This window comes from Kitasatospora sp. NPDC004723 (assembly GCF_040609255.1).
Classification (GTDB): Bacteria; Actinomycetota; Actinomycetes; order Streptomycetales; family Streptomycetaceae; genus Kitasatospora.
The window spans coordinates 46,468-60,448 of the sequence record NZ_JBEXJT010000026.1 but is presented as its reverse complement, the minus strand read 5'-3'; the positions used below and the strand labels follow the sequence as shown (position 1 = coordinate 60,448).

Genomic DNA, 13,981 nt, shown 5'->3' with positions numbered 1-13,981 from the left:
ATGACTGAGCGTCTCCCGCTGATGGCGGGCAACTGGAAGATGAACCTCAACCACCTCGAGGCCATCCAGCACACCCAGAAGCTGGCCTTCGCGCTGGCCGACAAGGACTACGAGTCGGTCGAGGTGGCCGTGCTCGTGCCGTTCACCGACCTCCGTTCGGTGCAGACCCTGGTCGACGGCGACAAGCTGAAGATCAAGTACGGCTCGCAGGACATCTCGCAGCACGACGGCGGTGCCTACACCGGCGAGGTCTCCGGCCCGATGCTGGCCAAGCTGAAGTGCACCTACGCGGTGATCGGCCACTCGGAGCGCCGCCAGTACCACGGCGAGAACGAGGAGATCGTCAACGCCAAGGTCAAGGCCGCCTACCGCAGCGGGATCACCCCGATCCTGTGCGTCGGCGAGCCGCTGGAGGTCCGCAAGGCCGGCACCCACGTCGAGCACACGCTGGCCCAGCTCGACGGTGCCCTGCAGGACGTCCCGGCCGCGCAGGCCGAGTCCGTCGTGGTCGCCTACGAGCCGGTCTGGGCGATCGGCACCGGCGAGGTGGCGACCCCCGAGGACGCCCAGGAGGTCTGCGCCGCCATCCGCGCGCGGCTCGCCGAGCTGTACGGCGCCGAGCTGGCCGGCAAGGTCCGGGTGCTCTACGGCGGTTCGGTGAAGTCGTCGAGCGCGGCCGGCCTGATGGCCAAGCCGGACATCGACGGCGGCCTGATCGGCGGAGCCTCGCTGGACGCCGAGGAGTTCGTCAAGATCGTGCGGTACCGTGAGCAGGCAGTAGGCTAACGCCGCCGCAGCAACGTAGGCTTTGGGGCCGGACCACCCGTCGTGGTCCGGCCCCTTCGCCGAAGATACGAGAGAGTTGGTCCCGTCGTGGTTATCGGGTTCTCGATTGCCCTGATCGTCTTCAGCCTGCTGATGATCCTGCTGGTGCTGCTGCACAAGGGGAAGGGCGGCGGTCTGTCGGACATGTTCGGTGGCGGCGCGATGTCCACCGGCGGCGGCTCGGCGGTGGCCGAGCGCAACCTGGACCGCATCACGATCATCGTCGGCCTGGGCTGGTTCGCCACCCTCGTGGTGCTCGGTCTGGTCCTGAAGTACAAGGGCTGACATATCTCTGACGCCCCGTCGCCCCGCGGCCTATCCTGGAAAGGTCCGGGGCGGAGCCGGTGGGTGGCGCATGCTTAACCCCTGCTTACACTAGGACGACTTTCGCCCCCGACGCGCGTCACGCGCGTCGGCGCACCAGCACGCAGGGAGTCAGACCGTGGCAAGTGGCAACGCCATCCGTGGCAGCAGGGTCGGAGCCGGCCCGATGGGCGAGGCGGAGCGCGGCGAATCCGCCCCCCGCAACCGGATCTCCTTCTGGTGCGCGAACAAGCACGAGACCCGCCCGAGCTTCGCGGCCGAAGCGGTGATCCCGGAGACCTGGGACTGTCCGCGCTGCGGCTTTCCGGCCGGCCAGGACGAGCACAACCCGCCCGCGCCGTCCCGCAACGAGCCGTACAAGACGCACCTCGCCTACGTCCGCGAGCGGCGCACCGACGCCGACGGCGAGGCGATCCTCGCCGAGGCGCTGGCCAAGCTCCGCGGCGAGATCTGAGCACAGCGAAGGACGAAGGGCGCCACCCCCGCGGGGGTGGCGCCCTTCGACGTTCACCGGAACCCTCAGGCCGAGGCCGGGGGGTACAGCTGGGGCGGCAGCTGGGAGGCCGCGGCGCGGTCCAGCAGCCACAGGGTGCGACCGGTGCCGTGCGCCCCGGAGGCGGGCGCCTGGAGCTCGCCGGGGCCGGACAGGGCCACCGCCACCGCGCCGGCCTTGTCCTCGCCGGCCGCCAGCAGCCAGACCTCGCGGGCGGCACGGATGGCCGGGAGGGTGAGCGAGATCCGGGTCGGCGGCGGCTTCGGCGCACCGCGCACGCCGATCACCGTCAACTCGGTCTCCCGCACGCCCGGGTGCTCCGGGAAGAGCGAGGCGACATGGGTGTCCGGGCCGACGCCGAGCAGCAGCACGTCGAAGGCCGGGACGCCGCCCCGGTCGCCGGGGCCGGCCGCGGCCGCCAGCTCCTGGGCGTAGCGGGCCGCCGCGGCGTCGACGTCCGAGCCGTCGGCGCCGTCCGCGGCGGGCATCTCGTGCACCCGCGCCGGGTCGAGCGGGACGGCGTCCAGCAGCTCGGCGCGGGCCTGCACGGCGTTGCGCTCCGGGTCGGCGGACGGCAGGAACCGCTCGTCGCCCCACCACAGGTCCAGCCGCGCCCAGTCGACCGCGTCGCGCGCCGGGGAGGCGGCGATCGCGGCCAGCAGGGCGTTGCCGTTGCGTCCGCCGGTGAGCACCACCGAGGCGGTGCCGCGGGCGGACTGGGCGTCCACGATCCGGGTGATCAGCCGGGCCGCGGCCGCCTGGGCCATCAGCTCCTTGTCCCGGTGGACGACCAGCTGCGGGGTGGCCGCCGTCATGCGTCCGCCTTCTTGGTGGTGCGCTTGCCGGCGGCCTTCTTCGTGGTGGCGGGGGCCGCCTCGGCGGTCACCCGGGTCGGGTTGGCGACCTGCCCGCCCTCCGGGGCGGCCTCGTGCGTGGCCGCCTCCTCGGCGGCCTCGGCGGCCACCGCGCTCGCGACCGCCTGCTCGGCGTTGTCCGGCTCCTTGAGCCGGTCCACCGGCGTGCGCACGGCGGCCGCGTAGATGTCGTCCGGGTCGAGCCGGCGCAGCTCCTCGGCGATCAGCTCCGAGGTCTCGCGCCGCTTGAGCGCCACCTGGCGGTCCGGCGAGCCGGGCATGGAGAGCGTGCCCATCAGGCCGTCCGGGCGGTCCAGGGTGATGTCCCCGTCCTTGGTGCGCAGGTGCACCGCGGTGATGCCCGGGCCGTTGGTGACGACCCGCTCGACCGGCACGTGCAGCCGGGTGTGCAGCCACAGGCCGAGCAGTTCGACGCTGGGGTTGTACGACTCGCCCTCGACCACCGCGGCGGTGATCGTCGACGGCCGCTGGTCCAGCGCGGCGGCCAGCATGGAGCGCCAGCCGGTGATCCGGGTCCAGGCCAGGTCGGTGTCGCCCGGGGTGTAGCTCTCGGCCCGCTGGGCGAGCTGGCCGACCGGGGACTCGGCGGTGACCGCGTCGGTGATCCGGCGCTGGGCGAGCGCGCCCAGCGGGTCCTGCGCCGGGTGCCGCGGCGCGTTGTCCGGCCACCAGACCACCACCGGGGCGTCCGGCAGCAGCAGCGGCAGGACGACCGACTGGGCGTGCGCGGCGAGTTCGCCGTGCATGCGCAGGACGACCGTCTCCCCGGAGCCGGCGTCGGAGCCGACCAGGACCTCGGCGTCCAGCCGGGTCTCGGCGCGGGCCCGGGGCGAGCGCCCGGCGCGCTTGATGACCGCCAGGGTGCGCGAGGGGTGCTCGCGGGAGGCGTCGTTGGCCGCCTTGAGGGCGTCGTAGGCGCTGCCCTCGTCGGTCACGATCACCAGGGTGAGCACCATGCCGGCGGCGGTGGAGCCGCTGGCCCGTCGCGCCTCCATGAGCGCTGCGTTGATCTTGCCGGACGTGGTGTTCATCAGGTCGATCTTCATGGCCGGCGCCAGCTCCTGCCGTCTCGTGCGAGCATCTCGTCCGCCTCGGCCGGGCCCCAGGTGCCGGCCGCGTACTCGGCGGGCCTGCCATGGGTGTCCCAGTACTTCTCGATCGGGTCGAGGATCTGCCAGGAGAGCTCGACCTCCTGGTGACGCGGGAAGAGGTTGGCGTCACCGAGCAGCACGTCGAGGATGAGCCGCTCGTACGCCTCCGGGGAGGACTCGGTGAAGGACTCGCCGTAGGCGAAGTCCATCGTGACGTCCCGGACCTCGAAGGAGGTGCCCGGCACCTTGGAACCGAACCGCACGGTGACGCCCTCGTCCGGCTGCACCCGGATGACCAGGGCGTTCTGCCCCAGTTCCTCGGTGGCGTAGGAGTCGAACGGCAGGTACGGGGCGCGCTGGAAGACCACCGCGATCTCGGTGACCCGGCGGCCCAGCCGCTTGCCGGTGCGCAGGTAGAACGGCACGCCCGCCCAGCGGCGGTTGTTGATCTCCAGCTTGATGGCCGCGTAGGTGTCGGTCTTGGAATCGGGGTCGATGCCGTCCTCGTCGAGGTAGCCGCCGACCTCCTCGCCGCCCTGCCAGCCGGCCGTGTACTGGCCGCGCACGGTGTGCCGGCCGAGGTCGGCCGGGAGCTTGACCGCGCTCAGCACCTTGAGCTTCTCGGCCACCAGCGCCTTCGGGTGGAAGGACGCCGGCTCCTCGATGGCGGTGAGCGCCATCAGCTGCAGCAGGTGGTTCTGGATCACGTCCCGGGCCGAGCCGATGCCGTCGTAGTAGCCGGCCCGGCCGCCGATGCCGATGTCCTCGGCCATGGTGATCTGCACGTGGTCGACGTAGGACCGGTTCCAGATCGGCTCGAACATCTGGTTGGCGAAGCGGAGCGCCAGGATGTTCTGGACGGTCTCCTTGCCCAGGTAGTGGTCGATCCGGAAGACCTCGTCCCGGGGGAAGACCTCGTGGACGATCCGGTTCAGCTCCTGGGCGGACTCCAGGTCGTGGCCGAACGGCTTCTCGATGACGGCGCGCCGCCAGGAGCCGTTCGGAGGGTCGGCCAGGCCGTGCTTCTTGAGCTGCTGGACGACGGTCGGGAAGAACTTCGGCGGGACGGACAGGTAGAAGGCGAAGTTGCCGCTGGTGCCCTGGGCCTTGTCCAGCTCCTCGATGGTCGCGCGGAGCTTGTCGAAGGCGTCGTCGTCGTCGAAGGTGCCGTGGACGAAGCGCATGCCCTTGGCGAGCTGCTGCCAGACCTCCTCGCGGAAGGGGGTGCGGGCGTGCTCCTTGACGGCGTCGTGCACCTCCTGGGCGAAGTCCTCGTCGTCCCACTCGCGGCGGGCGAAGCCGACGAGGGAGAAGCCCGGCGGCAGCAGGCCGCGGTTGGCCAGGTCGTAGATGGCCGGCATGAGCTTCTTGCGGGACAGGTCACCGGTGACCCCGAAGATGACCAGGCCGGACGGCCCCGCGATGCGCGGGAGCCGCCGGTCGGAGGGGTCGCGAAGCGGGTTGACGGGTGCCGGCGGGAGATCGTCCGCGTCCGACAGTGGTGTCAACTCGGGGAAATCAGTGCTCACTTGATGGGCTCCGCTTTCGTGCGCTGTGAGCAGGGGGTCACTTCTCGTCGGCGAACGAGGCCAGCGAGGCGGTGACGGTGTCGAGCAGTTCGTTCCAGGACTGCTCGAACTTCTCCACGCCCTCGTCCTCCAGCACCTGGACCACGTCGTCGTAGTCCACGCCCGCGGCGGCGATGGCGTCCATCACGGCCTTGGCGTCGGCGTAGTTGGGGACGATGGTGCCGCCGGTGACCACGCCGTGGTCGTCGGTGGCGTCCAGGGTGGCCTCGGGCATGGTGTTGACGGTGCCGGGGGCGACCAGCTCGGTGACGTACAGGGTGTCCGGCAGGGCCGGGTCCTTGACGCCGGTGGAGGCCCAGAGCGGGCGCTGCGGCTTGGCGCCGGCGGCCTCCAGGGCCTTCCAGCGGGCGCTGCCGGCGGTCTTGCCGTCGACGGTGCCGAAGACCTCCTCGTAGGCCTGGTAGGCGAGGCGGGCGTTGGCCAGGGCGGCCTTGGAACGGAGGTCCTTGGCCGCGCCGCCGATCTTGTCCAGGCGCTTGTCGATCTCGGTGTCGACGCGGGAGACGAAGAAGGAGGCGACCGACTCGATCTGGGAGAGGTCCAGGCCCTTGGCCTTGGCGGCCTCCAGACCGGTCAGGTAGGCGTCGATGACGGCCTTGTAGCGGTCCAGCGAGAAGATCAGCGTGACGTTGACGCTGATGCCCTTGCCGATGACCTCGCCGATCGCGGGCAGGCCGGCCTTGGTGGCGGGGATCTTGATGAAGACGTTCGGGCGGTCGACCAGCCACCACAGCTGCTTGGCCTCGGCCACGGTGGCGGCGGTCTCGTGGGCCAGCCGCGGGTCGACCTCGATGGAGACCCGACCGTCGCGGCCGTTGGACGCGTCGTAGACCGGGCGCAGCACGTCGGCGGCGTCGCGCACGTCCGAGGTGGTGATCATGCGGACGGCCTCGTCGGTGGTGACCTTGCGGACGGCGAGGTCGCGCAGCTGGCCGTCGTAGGAGCTGTCGCCGCCGCCGATGGCCTTCTGGAAGATGGTCGGGTTGGTGGTCACGCCCACCACGTGCTTGTGCTGCACCAGCTCGGCGAGGTTGCCGGTGTTCAGCCGCTTGCGGCTGAGGTCGTCCAGCCAGATCGCCACGCCTTCGTCGCTGAGGCGCTTCAGTGCGTCAGTCATGGTGCTTCCGTCCCTTTACTTCTTCGCTGTGGGGTGGTGTGGGGGCGGGCCGGGGCGCCGATGTGCGGTCGGCGCCCCGGCCCGGTGCCGTCAGCGGTTGACGGCCTCGAGCGAGCGCAGCGCGTTGTGGGCCTCGGCGACCACGCGCTCGGCGGTGATGCCGAACTCCTCGAAGAGCACCTGGTAGTCGGCGGAGGCGCCGAAGTGCTCCAGCGAGACGATCCGGCCGTGGTCGCCGACCAGCTCGCGCCAGCCCTGGGCGATGCCGGCCTCGACCGAGACGCGGGCCTTGACCGACGGCGGCAGCACGCTGTCGCGGTAGGCCTGGTCCTGCTCCTGGAACCACTCGAAGGACGGCAGCGACACGACGCGGGTGGCGATGCCCTCCGCCTCCAGGACCTCGCGGGCCTTGACGGCCAGCTGCACCTCGGAGCCGGTGCCGAGCAGGATCACCTGCGGGGTGCCGGTGGAGGCCTCGGCCAGGATGTAGCCGCCCTTCGCGGTGTCCTCGGCGTTGCCGTAGGACGAGGAGGTGCGGTCGAAGGTCGGGACGTTCTGGCGGGTGAGCGCCAGGCCGACCGGGCCGGGGTGGGTGGTCTGGCGCTCGATGACGGTGCGCCAGGCGACGGCGGTCTCGTTGGCGTCGGCCGGGCGGACCACGGTCAGGCCCGGGATGGCGCGCAGCGAGGCCAGGTGCTCGACCGGCTGGTGGGTCGGGCCGTCCTCGCCGAGGCCGATGGAGTCGTGCGTCCACACGTAGGTGACCGGCAGCTTCATCAGGGCGGCCAGGCGGACGGCCGGGCGCATGTAGTCGGCGAAGACCAGGAAGGTGCCGCCGTAGACGCGGGTCTTCCCGTGCAGCGCGATGCCGTTCATGGTGGAGCCCATGGCGTGCTCGCGGATGCCGAAGTGGATGGTGCGGCCGTAGGGGCCGGCCGACTTCAGCGGGTTGCCGTCGGGGAGGAAGGAGCTGTCCTCGTCGATGGTGGTGAGGTTGGACTCGGCGAGGTCGGCCGAGCCGCCCCACAGCTCCGGGATCACCGCGCCGAGCGCCTTGAGGGTCTCGCCGCTGGCCTTGCGGGTGGCGACGGCCTTGCCGGCCTCGAAGACCGGAACGGCCTTCTTCCAGCCGTCGGGCAGCTCGCGGGCCTCGATCCGGTCGAACTCGGCGGCGCGCTGCGGGTTGGCGGCGCGCCAGGCGTCGAAGGTCTGCTGCCACTCGGCGCGGGCGGCCTTGCCGCGCTGGACGACCAGCCGGGCGTGCTCGATGACCTGGTCACCGACCTCGAAGGTCTTCTCCGGGTCGAAGCCCAGGACCTTCTTGGTGGCGGCGATCTCGGCGGCGCCGAGCGCGGAGCCGTGGGCCTTGGCGGTGTTCTGGGCGTCCGGGGCCGGCCAGGCGATGATCGTGCGCATCGCGATCATCGACGGGCGGGAGGTCTCGGCCTTCGCGGCGGCCAGCGCCTCGGCCAGCGCGGCGACGTCGATGTCGCCGTTGGCCTTCGGGGTGACGCGCTGGACGTGCCAGCCGTACGCCTCGTAGCGCTTGAGGACGTCCTCGGAGAAGGCGGTCTCGGTGTCGCCCTCGATCGAGATGTGGTTGTCGTCGTACAGGGCGACCAGGTTGCCGAGCTTCTGGTGGCCGGCCAGCGAGGAGGCCTCGGCGGAGATGCCCTCCTCCAGGTCGCCGTCGGAGACGATGGCCCAGATGGTGTGGTCGAACGGCGACTCGCCGGCCGGGGCGTCCGGGTCGAACAGGCCGCGCTCGAAGCGGGCGGCCATGGCCATGCCGACGGCGTTGCCGATGCCCTGGCCGAGCGGGCCGGTGGTGGTCTCGACGCCGGCGGTGTGGCCGTGCTCGGGGTGGCCCGGGGTGCGGCTGCCGGCCACCCGGAAGGCCTTGAGGTCGTCGAGCTCCAGGCCGTAGCCGGAGAAGTAGAGCTGGGTGTAGAGCGTCAGGCTGGTGTGACCGGGGGAGAGGACGAACCGGTCACGGCCGACCCAGGACGGGTCGGTGGGGTCGTGGCGCAGGAAGCGCTGGAAGATCAGGTAGGCGGCGGGGGCCAGCGACATGGCCGTCCCGGGGTGTCCGTTGCCGACCTTCTGAACCGCGTCCATCGCCAGGACGCGGGCCGTGTCGACGGTCCGCTCGTCGAGGTCCGACCACTCGAATGCATTCGGCGTCGTGCTCACCCTGTCTCAGGGCTCCTTCCATTGTGAAGAGTGACCCCGTGAGGGACCGGGTCGGCCACGTCGCTGGGGCCGGACGCTGGGTGGTGCCGGTCACGGAGGGTAGATCCCGCTTCTGTGGGCGAGCCTACCGTCCGGGCCGGGGCTCACCCTCCGTGGTGGGACAACTCAGGCATGTTGGTCGTCATTCCCCGGACTGTCCGTGGACGACCGTGCGCCGGCACGGCCCGCCCCTTTGTCCACCCTCGCCCGGATCCGTCCGGTTCGCCTCTCCGGGGTGCGGGAGGGGGGACGAGGGCCCCCGCGGGGGCCGCCTCGGCAACGTTCCAGGTCGGGGCGGTGGGGGTTCACCCGGGGGTGTGCGTTCCGCCTCGCCGGGGCACCCCGGGGCCGGTGGGGAGATATGGAGCGTCTAAGGTGGCGTGGTACGCGCAGAGCGGACGATTCGGGAGACAACGTTCCGGTGGCCGCCTGTGAGGATTCATCTTCAGTTGGGGTGTTAGTGACCGCCGTCGAATCCCGTCCCGCCGGGGTCACCGGGGCGAGGCCTGCGCACCGGCCGTTCGGGGCCCGTGTCGGCGCCTTCGTCGCACTGACCAAGCCGCGGATCATCGAGCTGCTGCTGATCACCACCGTTCCGGTGATGTTCCTGGCGGAGCGCGGTGTGCCGGACCTGCTGCTGGTGCTGAAGGTGGTCCTCGGCGGGTACCTCTCGGCGGGCGGCGCCAACGCCCTCAACATGTACATCGACCGCGACATCGACGCGGTGATGTCCCGCACCGAGCGCCGGCCGCTCGTCACCGGCATGGTCTCGCCGCGCGAGGCGCTGGTGTTCGGCATCGCGCTCGGCGTCCTGTCGACGGTCTGGCTGGGCGTCCTGGTCAACTGGCTGTCCTCGGCGCTGGCGCTGGGCGCACTGCTCTTCTACGTGTTCGTCTACACGCTGGGGCTCAAGCGGCGCACCGCGCAGAACATCGTCTGGGGCGGCATCGCCGGGTGCATGCCGGTCTTCGTCGGCTGGGCGGCCGTCACCAACTCGGTCTCCTGGTCGGCGCTGGTGCTCTTCCTGGTGATCTTCTTCTGGACGCCGCCGCACTACTGGCCGCTGTCGATGAAGGTCCGCGAGGACTACGCCCGGGCCGGGGTGCCGATGCTGCCGGTGATCAAGGGCAACCTCGCGGTCGCCAAGCAGATCGTCGCCTACTCCTGGGTGATGGTGGCGGTCTCGCTGCTGCTGTGGCCGCTGGCCGACACCAGCTGGCTCTACCCGGTGGCGGCGGTGCTGCTCGGCGCGGCCTGGCTCAAGGAGGCGCACGCGCTGTACGGGCGGGCCAAGGCCGGTGTGGTGGGCGCCAAGCTCAAGGAGATGCGGCTGTTCCACTGGTCGATCACCTACCTGACGCTGCTGTTCGTGGTGATCGCGGTGGATCCGTTCGTGAAGTGATGCGCTGACTGCCGAGAAGGCCCCGGTCGATCCGACCGGGGCCTTCTCCGTTTCCGTGCTTCCGCGCTCTTCCGTTCCGCTACCGGGCGGGGAGCTCGGAGGGGCCGACGTGGCCGTCCAGCCAGTCCTTGAGCGGCTGCGAGGCGTGCAGGAAGCCGGTGATCCGCCGGTACGCGTCCCGGGTGCCCAGCCAGGCCTCCGGGGCCCACTCCTGCCAGGCGATCAGCCCCTTGTGGCGCAGCAGCGCGATCCGCGGGTGGTCCTTGGGGTAGCCGCGCGGGGCGGACTTCAGGGAGTCCCGGCCGACCACCTCGGGGCCCTTCGCGCGGACCCGCTCGACCACCCGTTCCAGCTCCGCGCCGGAGACGTCCTCGGCGACCGCGGCCCGGTAGCGGTCCAGCTGGTCGGCGGCGAGCCGGTACAGCCCGTTGCCGCAGGCCAGGCCGTCGGCGGAGAGCTGGACGTAGCCGCCGGCCCGCAGATGGGCGCCGATGTGGGTCTTGTACGGCGACTTGTCGGCGCTGAACCGGACGTCGCGGTTGGGGCGGAAGATCCTGCCCGGCCCGAACTCGGGTTCCAGCTCGGCCAGCAGCCGCTCCATGGGCTCCCGTACGGCGTGCTCGTACTGGCCCTTGTGGGACTGCCAGAAGGTCTTGGAGTTGTCGGCCTCGAGGTGCTCGTAGAAGTCGAGAGCCTCGGCCGGCCAGCCGTCGAAGGTCACCCCTCCAGTATGTGGCCCGGTGCACACGGCGCTCCCGTCGCCAGCTTCGCTACCGCTCGGTAGCATGCGGGCATGAGCAGCGCAGAGACCGCCACCCCCGCCGCGCCGGACGCCCGTGCCGAGCGCCGCGCCAAGCGCATCGCCAAGAACCTGACCGCCTTCGCCGCGCAGCACGGCGGCAGCGCGGACGGCGTCGTCGAGTACGTCGGCGCGGTCGCCACCCGGATCGTGGTGGTCGGCGCCGACGGCGCGTGGGGCGACCAGGTCGCGCCCAGCTACGCGGTGGGCCGCCGCGCCGCCGAGCTGGCCGGCGTCACCCTGCACGACTCCTTCGAGGGCGAGCTGGCCCTGAAGGTGCGGACCGGCGCCTACGAGTGGAAGCGGATGGCCGGCCTCCAGCTCGGCGGCTGACCCCTTCCGGCAGGGCGCACGCACGCCGAAGGGCCCCGGTCTCGTCGACCGGGGCCCTTCGTTCGCGTCCGGGGGCCGTCAGACGGCCGCGGGCTCGGCGACCCGGGAGGCCGGGGCGCCGGCCGCGACGGGGGCGTCGTCGCGGGCGCGCAGGGCGAGCGGGATGCGCAGGGCGGCGATCCACAGGACGGCGGCGCCCAGCATGTGGAGGCCGACCAGGATCTCGGGGACGTCCGTGAAGTACTGGACGAAGCCGATCACGGCCTGGAGCAGCAGGCCGATCAGCAGCTCGCGGGCCCGGGCCTTGGCGGCCGGCGGGGCCTTGACCGCCGCGAACACGAAGATCACCGCGATCGACAGGCCGATCGAGACGAAGGCCAGGTCGGCGTGGGCCTGGGCGAGGCGGTCGTAGTCCACCGGGATGCGCGGGACCATCTTGTTGTCCTGGGGCGTGCCGGGGTGGTGGCCCGCGCCGGTGACCAGGGTGCCGGCGGCCACCAGCAGGCCGATCACACCGACCAGGACGTAGCTGAGCCGCTTGATCGGCTCGGCCACCAGCGGGCGGACCGGGCCGTCGCCCTCCTTGCTGCGCTCCCACATCAGCGTCGCGACCCAGACCAGGCCCATCGCGGCGATCAGGTGCAGCGCCACGGTGTAGGGGTTGAGGCCGGTCAGCACGGTGATGCCGCCGAGCACGGCGTTGCTCATCACCAGCCAGAACTGCGCCCAGCCGAGCTTGGTCAGGCTGTGCCGCCAGGGGCGGTGGCAGCGCGCGGCGAGGATCGCCCAGCCGATGGCGGCGCTCAGGACGTAGGTGAGCATCCGGTTGGTGAACTCGATGACGCCGTGGAAGCCCATCTCGGCGGTCGGGGTGAGGCTCTCGTCGGTGCAGCGGGGCCAGGTGGTGCAGCCGAGGCCGGAGGCGGTGAGCCGGACGGCGCCGCCGGTCACGACGATCACCACGCTCATCACCAGCGCGGCGAACGCGGCGCGCTTGACCATGGCGGCGGAGGGCTGCCAGCGCTCGGCGAGCAGGGAGAAGGGGGTGGTCTTAGGCACGGCGTCCATGGTATGCGGCCTTACGGCCGATCTTGGGGCGGGGCGGTCGTGGCCGCGGCGGCCGAGCGGCGGAGTCTTCCCGTGTCGACATAGCGGCAAACCCGTCAACCGTAAAGGGGTGGCAAAAAGGACTGTTCGGGCAAGCCGGTCATTGGTCTTGACCAATCACCCATTTGGCCGAAAGAGTGCGGCTTGGTCCATACCTTTTTCAGGTGGACCCCTCCCACCCCCCGCACGTAAGCGGAGAACCTGCACATGCGTATATCCGTACCCGCCGCAGCGCTCGCGCTCGGTGGATCTCTCGTTCTGGCCGGGCTGGTAGCCCCGGCCGCCCAGGCCGCCGACCCGAACCAGTGCCTGAGCCTCGGGGTCGCCAACCTCTACGGCGAGTTCGTCGAGACCGACGACACCCACACGCCGGACGCCGAGGGTGCGGTGGCGGTCGGCGGCAACGCCGACTTCACCGGTGGCTTCTCGGTCGGACAGGAACTGACCGCCGACCAGGTCAAGGCGCTGCCGGGCGGCAACGCCCTGGTCGTCGCCGGCAAGCTGACCGGTGGCAACACCCAGGTCATGAAGGGTAACGGCATCTACGGCTCGGCCGCCGCCGGCGCCGTGATCCAGGCCCATCAGGGCAACACCGGGCAGGGCGCCTCGCCGATCGACTTCGGCGCCGAGTTCGCCCGGGCACGCGCCGTCGCCACGACGCTGGCGGGGCTGCCGCAGACCGCCGGTGCCACCGTCGAGGCCAAGGGCAAGGAGCTCTACCTCACCAGCGGCGACGCCAGGTTCAACAGCTTCACGGTCTCCGCGGCCGCCCTGCAGGGCGCCACCGACATCTTCGTGAAGGTGCCGGCCGGCGCCGTCACCGTGGTCACCGTGACCGGCCAGTCGTACGACCAGGCCGCCGCGCGGACCACCGGCTTCCACCTGTGGGACGAGGGCAAGAAGGCCTACGTCCTGGACGACAAGGTGCAGAGCGCGCACGGCGGCGCCGTCCGCTCCAAGCTGCTCTGGAACTTCCCGACCGCCACCAAGGTGGTCAAGAGCAGCTCGGCCGCCTGGTCCGGCACCGTGCTGGCGCCGAACGCCGCGTTCGACCTCGGCTCGGCCGCCCCGGTGAACGGCTCGGTCATCGTCAAGTCGCTGAGCGGCAAGGGCGGTGCGGAGACGCACCACTATCCGTTCACCGGCTGCCTGCCGGCCGTCGTGCCGCCCACCACGCCGCCGACCGCCCCGGCCACCACGCCGCCGGTGGTGGTGCCGACCGGTACGCCGTCCGCCACCACCACGCCGTCGACGCCGGCCACCCCCGGCGCCACCACCACGCCGTCGACGCCGGCCACCCCCGGCACCACCGGTACGCCCGCTCCGTCCGTGACGCCGGGCGGTTCGGGCAGCCCGTCCGCGTCGGGTACGGCCGCGCCGTCCGGGGGCGCCTCGGCGAGCCCGTCGGCCTCCGCCTCCGGCGCGGCGGTCGTGCCGGCCGCGGCGGCGAGCCCGTCGGCCCAGGCCAACGCCGGGGGCGACCTCGCCCACACCGGCTCCGGCCCGGTCGTGCCGCTGGCGATCGGCGGCGCGGTGGTGATCGCCGCCGGTGGCGCGCTGGTCCTGGTCGCGCGTCGGCGCAAGGCGGCCGGCCAGGTCTGAGCCCGCCACGGGATCGTTCCGGCCCCGGCCGGAACGATCCGGCCCGGCCCTCACTGATCCGGATTGCCCGATCAGGCACCCCCGGTGATCGCGAACGATCACCGGGGGTCGCGCTTTTCGGCCACTCTGGCAGAGTTCACTTCAAGTTGGGCGAAGCGGCGTCGTCCGAGGCAGTGGGTGTGATGGGCTGCC

General features: G+C 71.8%; 13 protein-coding genes. 6 read left to right on the top strand and 7 right to left on the bottom strand.

All coding sequences use genetic code 11. The annotated features are described in order from the left end of the window. The 3 genes from tpiA (at window position 1) to ABZW10_RS23665 (ending at window position 1,603) form a co-directional block, all read left to right on the top strand. Window positions 1-786, top strand: a complete 786-nt coding sequence (gene tpiA / locus ABZW10_RS23675) for a triose-phosphate isomerase (protein WP_355369134.1) — start codon at window positions 1-3, stop codon at window positions 784-786. 87 nt (window positions 787-873) lie between these two features. Continuing rightward, window positions 874-1,110 carry a preprotein translocase subunit SecG gene (gene secG / locus ABZW10_RS23670; RefSeq protein WP_355369132.1) on the top strand — a complete coding sequence of 79 codons (237 nt, stop codon included), beginning with the start codon at window positions 874-876 and terminating at the stop codon, window positions 1,108-1,110. 157 nt (window positions 1,111-1,267) lie between these two features. Further along, window positions 1,268-1,603 carry an RNA polymerase-binding protein RbpA gene (locus tag ABZW10_RS23665; protein ID WP_207811681.1) on the top strand — a complete coding sequence of 112 codons (336 nt, stop codon included), beginning with the start codon at window positions 1,268-1,270 and terminating at the stop codon, window positions 1,601-1,603. 65 nt (window positions 1,604-1,668) lie between these two features. Here ABZW10_RS23665 and pgl read toward each other — a convergent pair whose 3' ends face one another. The 5 genes from pgl to tkt form a co-directional block, all read right to left on the bottom strand. Then, complete coding sequence (pgl, locus tag ABZW10_RS23660; protein ID WP_355369131.1) at window positions 1,669-2,457, bottom strand: 6-phosphogluconolactonase; 789 nt, start codon at window positions 2,455-2,457, stop codon at window positions 1,669-1,671. Further along, the gene (gene opcA / locus ABZW10_RS23655; RefSeq protein WP_355369130.1) at window positions 2,454-3,563 is read right to left on the bottom strand and encodes a glucose-6-phosphate dehydrogenase assembly protein OpcA; all 1,110 of its coding nucleotides are present in this window, start codon (window positions 3,561-3,563) and stop codon (window positions 2,454-2,456) included. The genes pgl and opcA overlap by 4 nt, the downstream gene beginning before the upstream one ends. Beyond that, entirely contained in the window at window positions 3,560-5,107 is a 1,548-nt protein-coding gene (gene zwf / locus ABZW10_RS23650; RefSeq protein WP_355369224.1) for a glucose-6-phosphate dehydrogenase, read from the bottom strand. The genes opcA and zwf overlap by 4 nt, the downstream gene beginning before the upstream one ends. Before the next feature lie 67 nt (window positions 5,108-5,174). Then, on the bottom strand, window positions 5,175-6,314 hold the full coding sequence (gene tal / locus ABZW10_RS23645; RefSeq protein ID WP_355369128.1) for a transaldolase: 1,140 nt from the start codon (window positions 6,312-6,314) through the stop codon (window positions 5,175-5,177). Between the two features lie 90 nt (window positions 6,315-6,404). Then, window positions 6,405-8,507 carry a transketolase gene (gene tkt, locus ABZW10_RS23640; RefSeq protein ID WP_355369126.1) on the bottom strand — a complete coding sequence of 701 codons (2,103 nt, stop codon included), beginning with the start codon at window positions 8,505-8,507 and terminating at the stop codon, window positions 6,405-6,407. A 499-nt stretch (window positions 8,508-9,006) separates the two neighbouring features. Here tkt and ABZW10_RS23635 point away from each other — a divergent pair, with 499 nt between their 5' ends. After that, entirely contained in the window at window positions 9,007-9,948 is a 942-nt protein-coding gene (locus ABZW10_RS23635; RefSeq protein WP_355369124.1) for a heme o synthase, read from the top strand. 79 nt (window positions 9,949-10,027) lie between these two features. On the opposite strand, the gene ABZW10_RS23630 is transcribed toward ABZW10_RS23635, so the two are convergent. Beyond that, window positions 10,028-10,669: a DUF2461 domain-containing protein gene (locus tag ABZW10_RS23630; RefSeq protein ID WP_355369122.1), complete on the bottom strand. Its 642-nt coding sequence runs from the start codon at window positions 10,667-10,669 to the stop codon at window positions 10,028-10,030. A gap of 72 nt (window positions 10,670-10,741) precedes the next feature. Between ABZW10_RS23630 and ABZW10_RS23625 the strand changes: the two genes are divergently transcribed. Continuing rightward, window positions 10,742-11,080 (top strand): hypothetical protein, encoded by a 339-nt coding sequence (locus tag ABZW10_RS23625; RefSeq protein WP_355369120.1) that lies wholly within the window; start codon window positions 10,742-10,744, stop codon window positions 11,078-11,080. A gap of 78 nt (window positions 11,081-11,158) precedes the next feature. Here ABZW10_RS23625 and ABZW10_RS23620 read toward each other — a convergent pair whose 3' ends face one another. Beyond that, complete coding sequence (locus ABZW10_RS23620) at window positions 11,159-12,148, bottom strand: COX15/CtaA family protein (RefSeq protein ID WP_355369118.1); 990 nt, start codon at window positions 12,146-12,148, stop codon at window positions 11,159-11,161. Between the two features lie 246 nt (window positions 12,149-12,394). On the opposite strand from ABZW10_RS23620, the gene ABZW10_RS23615 reads away from it, so the two are divergent. Then, window positions 12,395-13,789 (top strand): choice-of-anchor A family protein, encoded by a 1,395-nt coding sequence (locus ABZW10_RS23615; protein WP_355369116.1) that lies wholly within the window; start codon window positions 12,395-12,397, stop codon window positions 13,787-13,789. Window positions 13,790-13,981 lie beyond the last annotated feature (192 nt).

Coding starts and splice junctions, on each gene's coding strand:
- tpiA (WP_355369134.1), top strand. CDS start 1: ATGACTGAGCGTCTCCCGCTGATGGCGGGCAACTGGAAGATGAACCTC.
- pgl (WP_355369131.1), bottom strand. CDS start 2,457: ATGACGGCGGCCACCCCGCAGCTGGTCGTCCACCGGGACAAGGAGCTG.
- opcA (WP_355369130.1), bottom strand. CDS start 3,563: ATGAAGATCGACCTGATGAACACCACGTCCGGCAAGATCAACGCAGCG.
- tal (WP_355369128.1), bottom strand. CDS start 6,314: ATGACTGACGCACTGAAGCGCCTCAGCGACGAAGGCGTGGCGATCTGG.
- ABZW10_RS23625 (WP_355369120.1), top strand. CDS start 10,742: ATGAGCAGCGCAGAGACCGCCACCCCCGCCGCGCCGGACGCCCGTGCC.
- ABZW10_RS23620 (WP_355369118.1), bottom strand. CDS start 12,148: ATGGACGCCGTGCCTAAGACCACCCCCTTCTCCCTGCTCGCCGAGCGC.
- ABZW10_RS23615 (WP_355369116.1), top strand. CDS start 12,395: ATGCGTATATCCGTACCCGCCGCAGCGCTCGCGCTCGGTGGATCTCTC.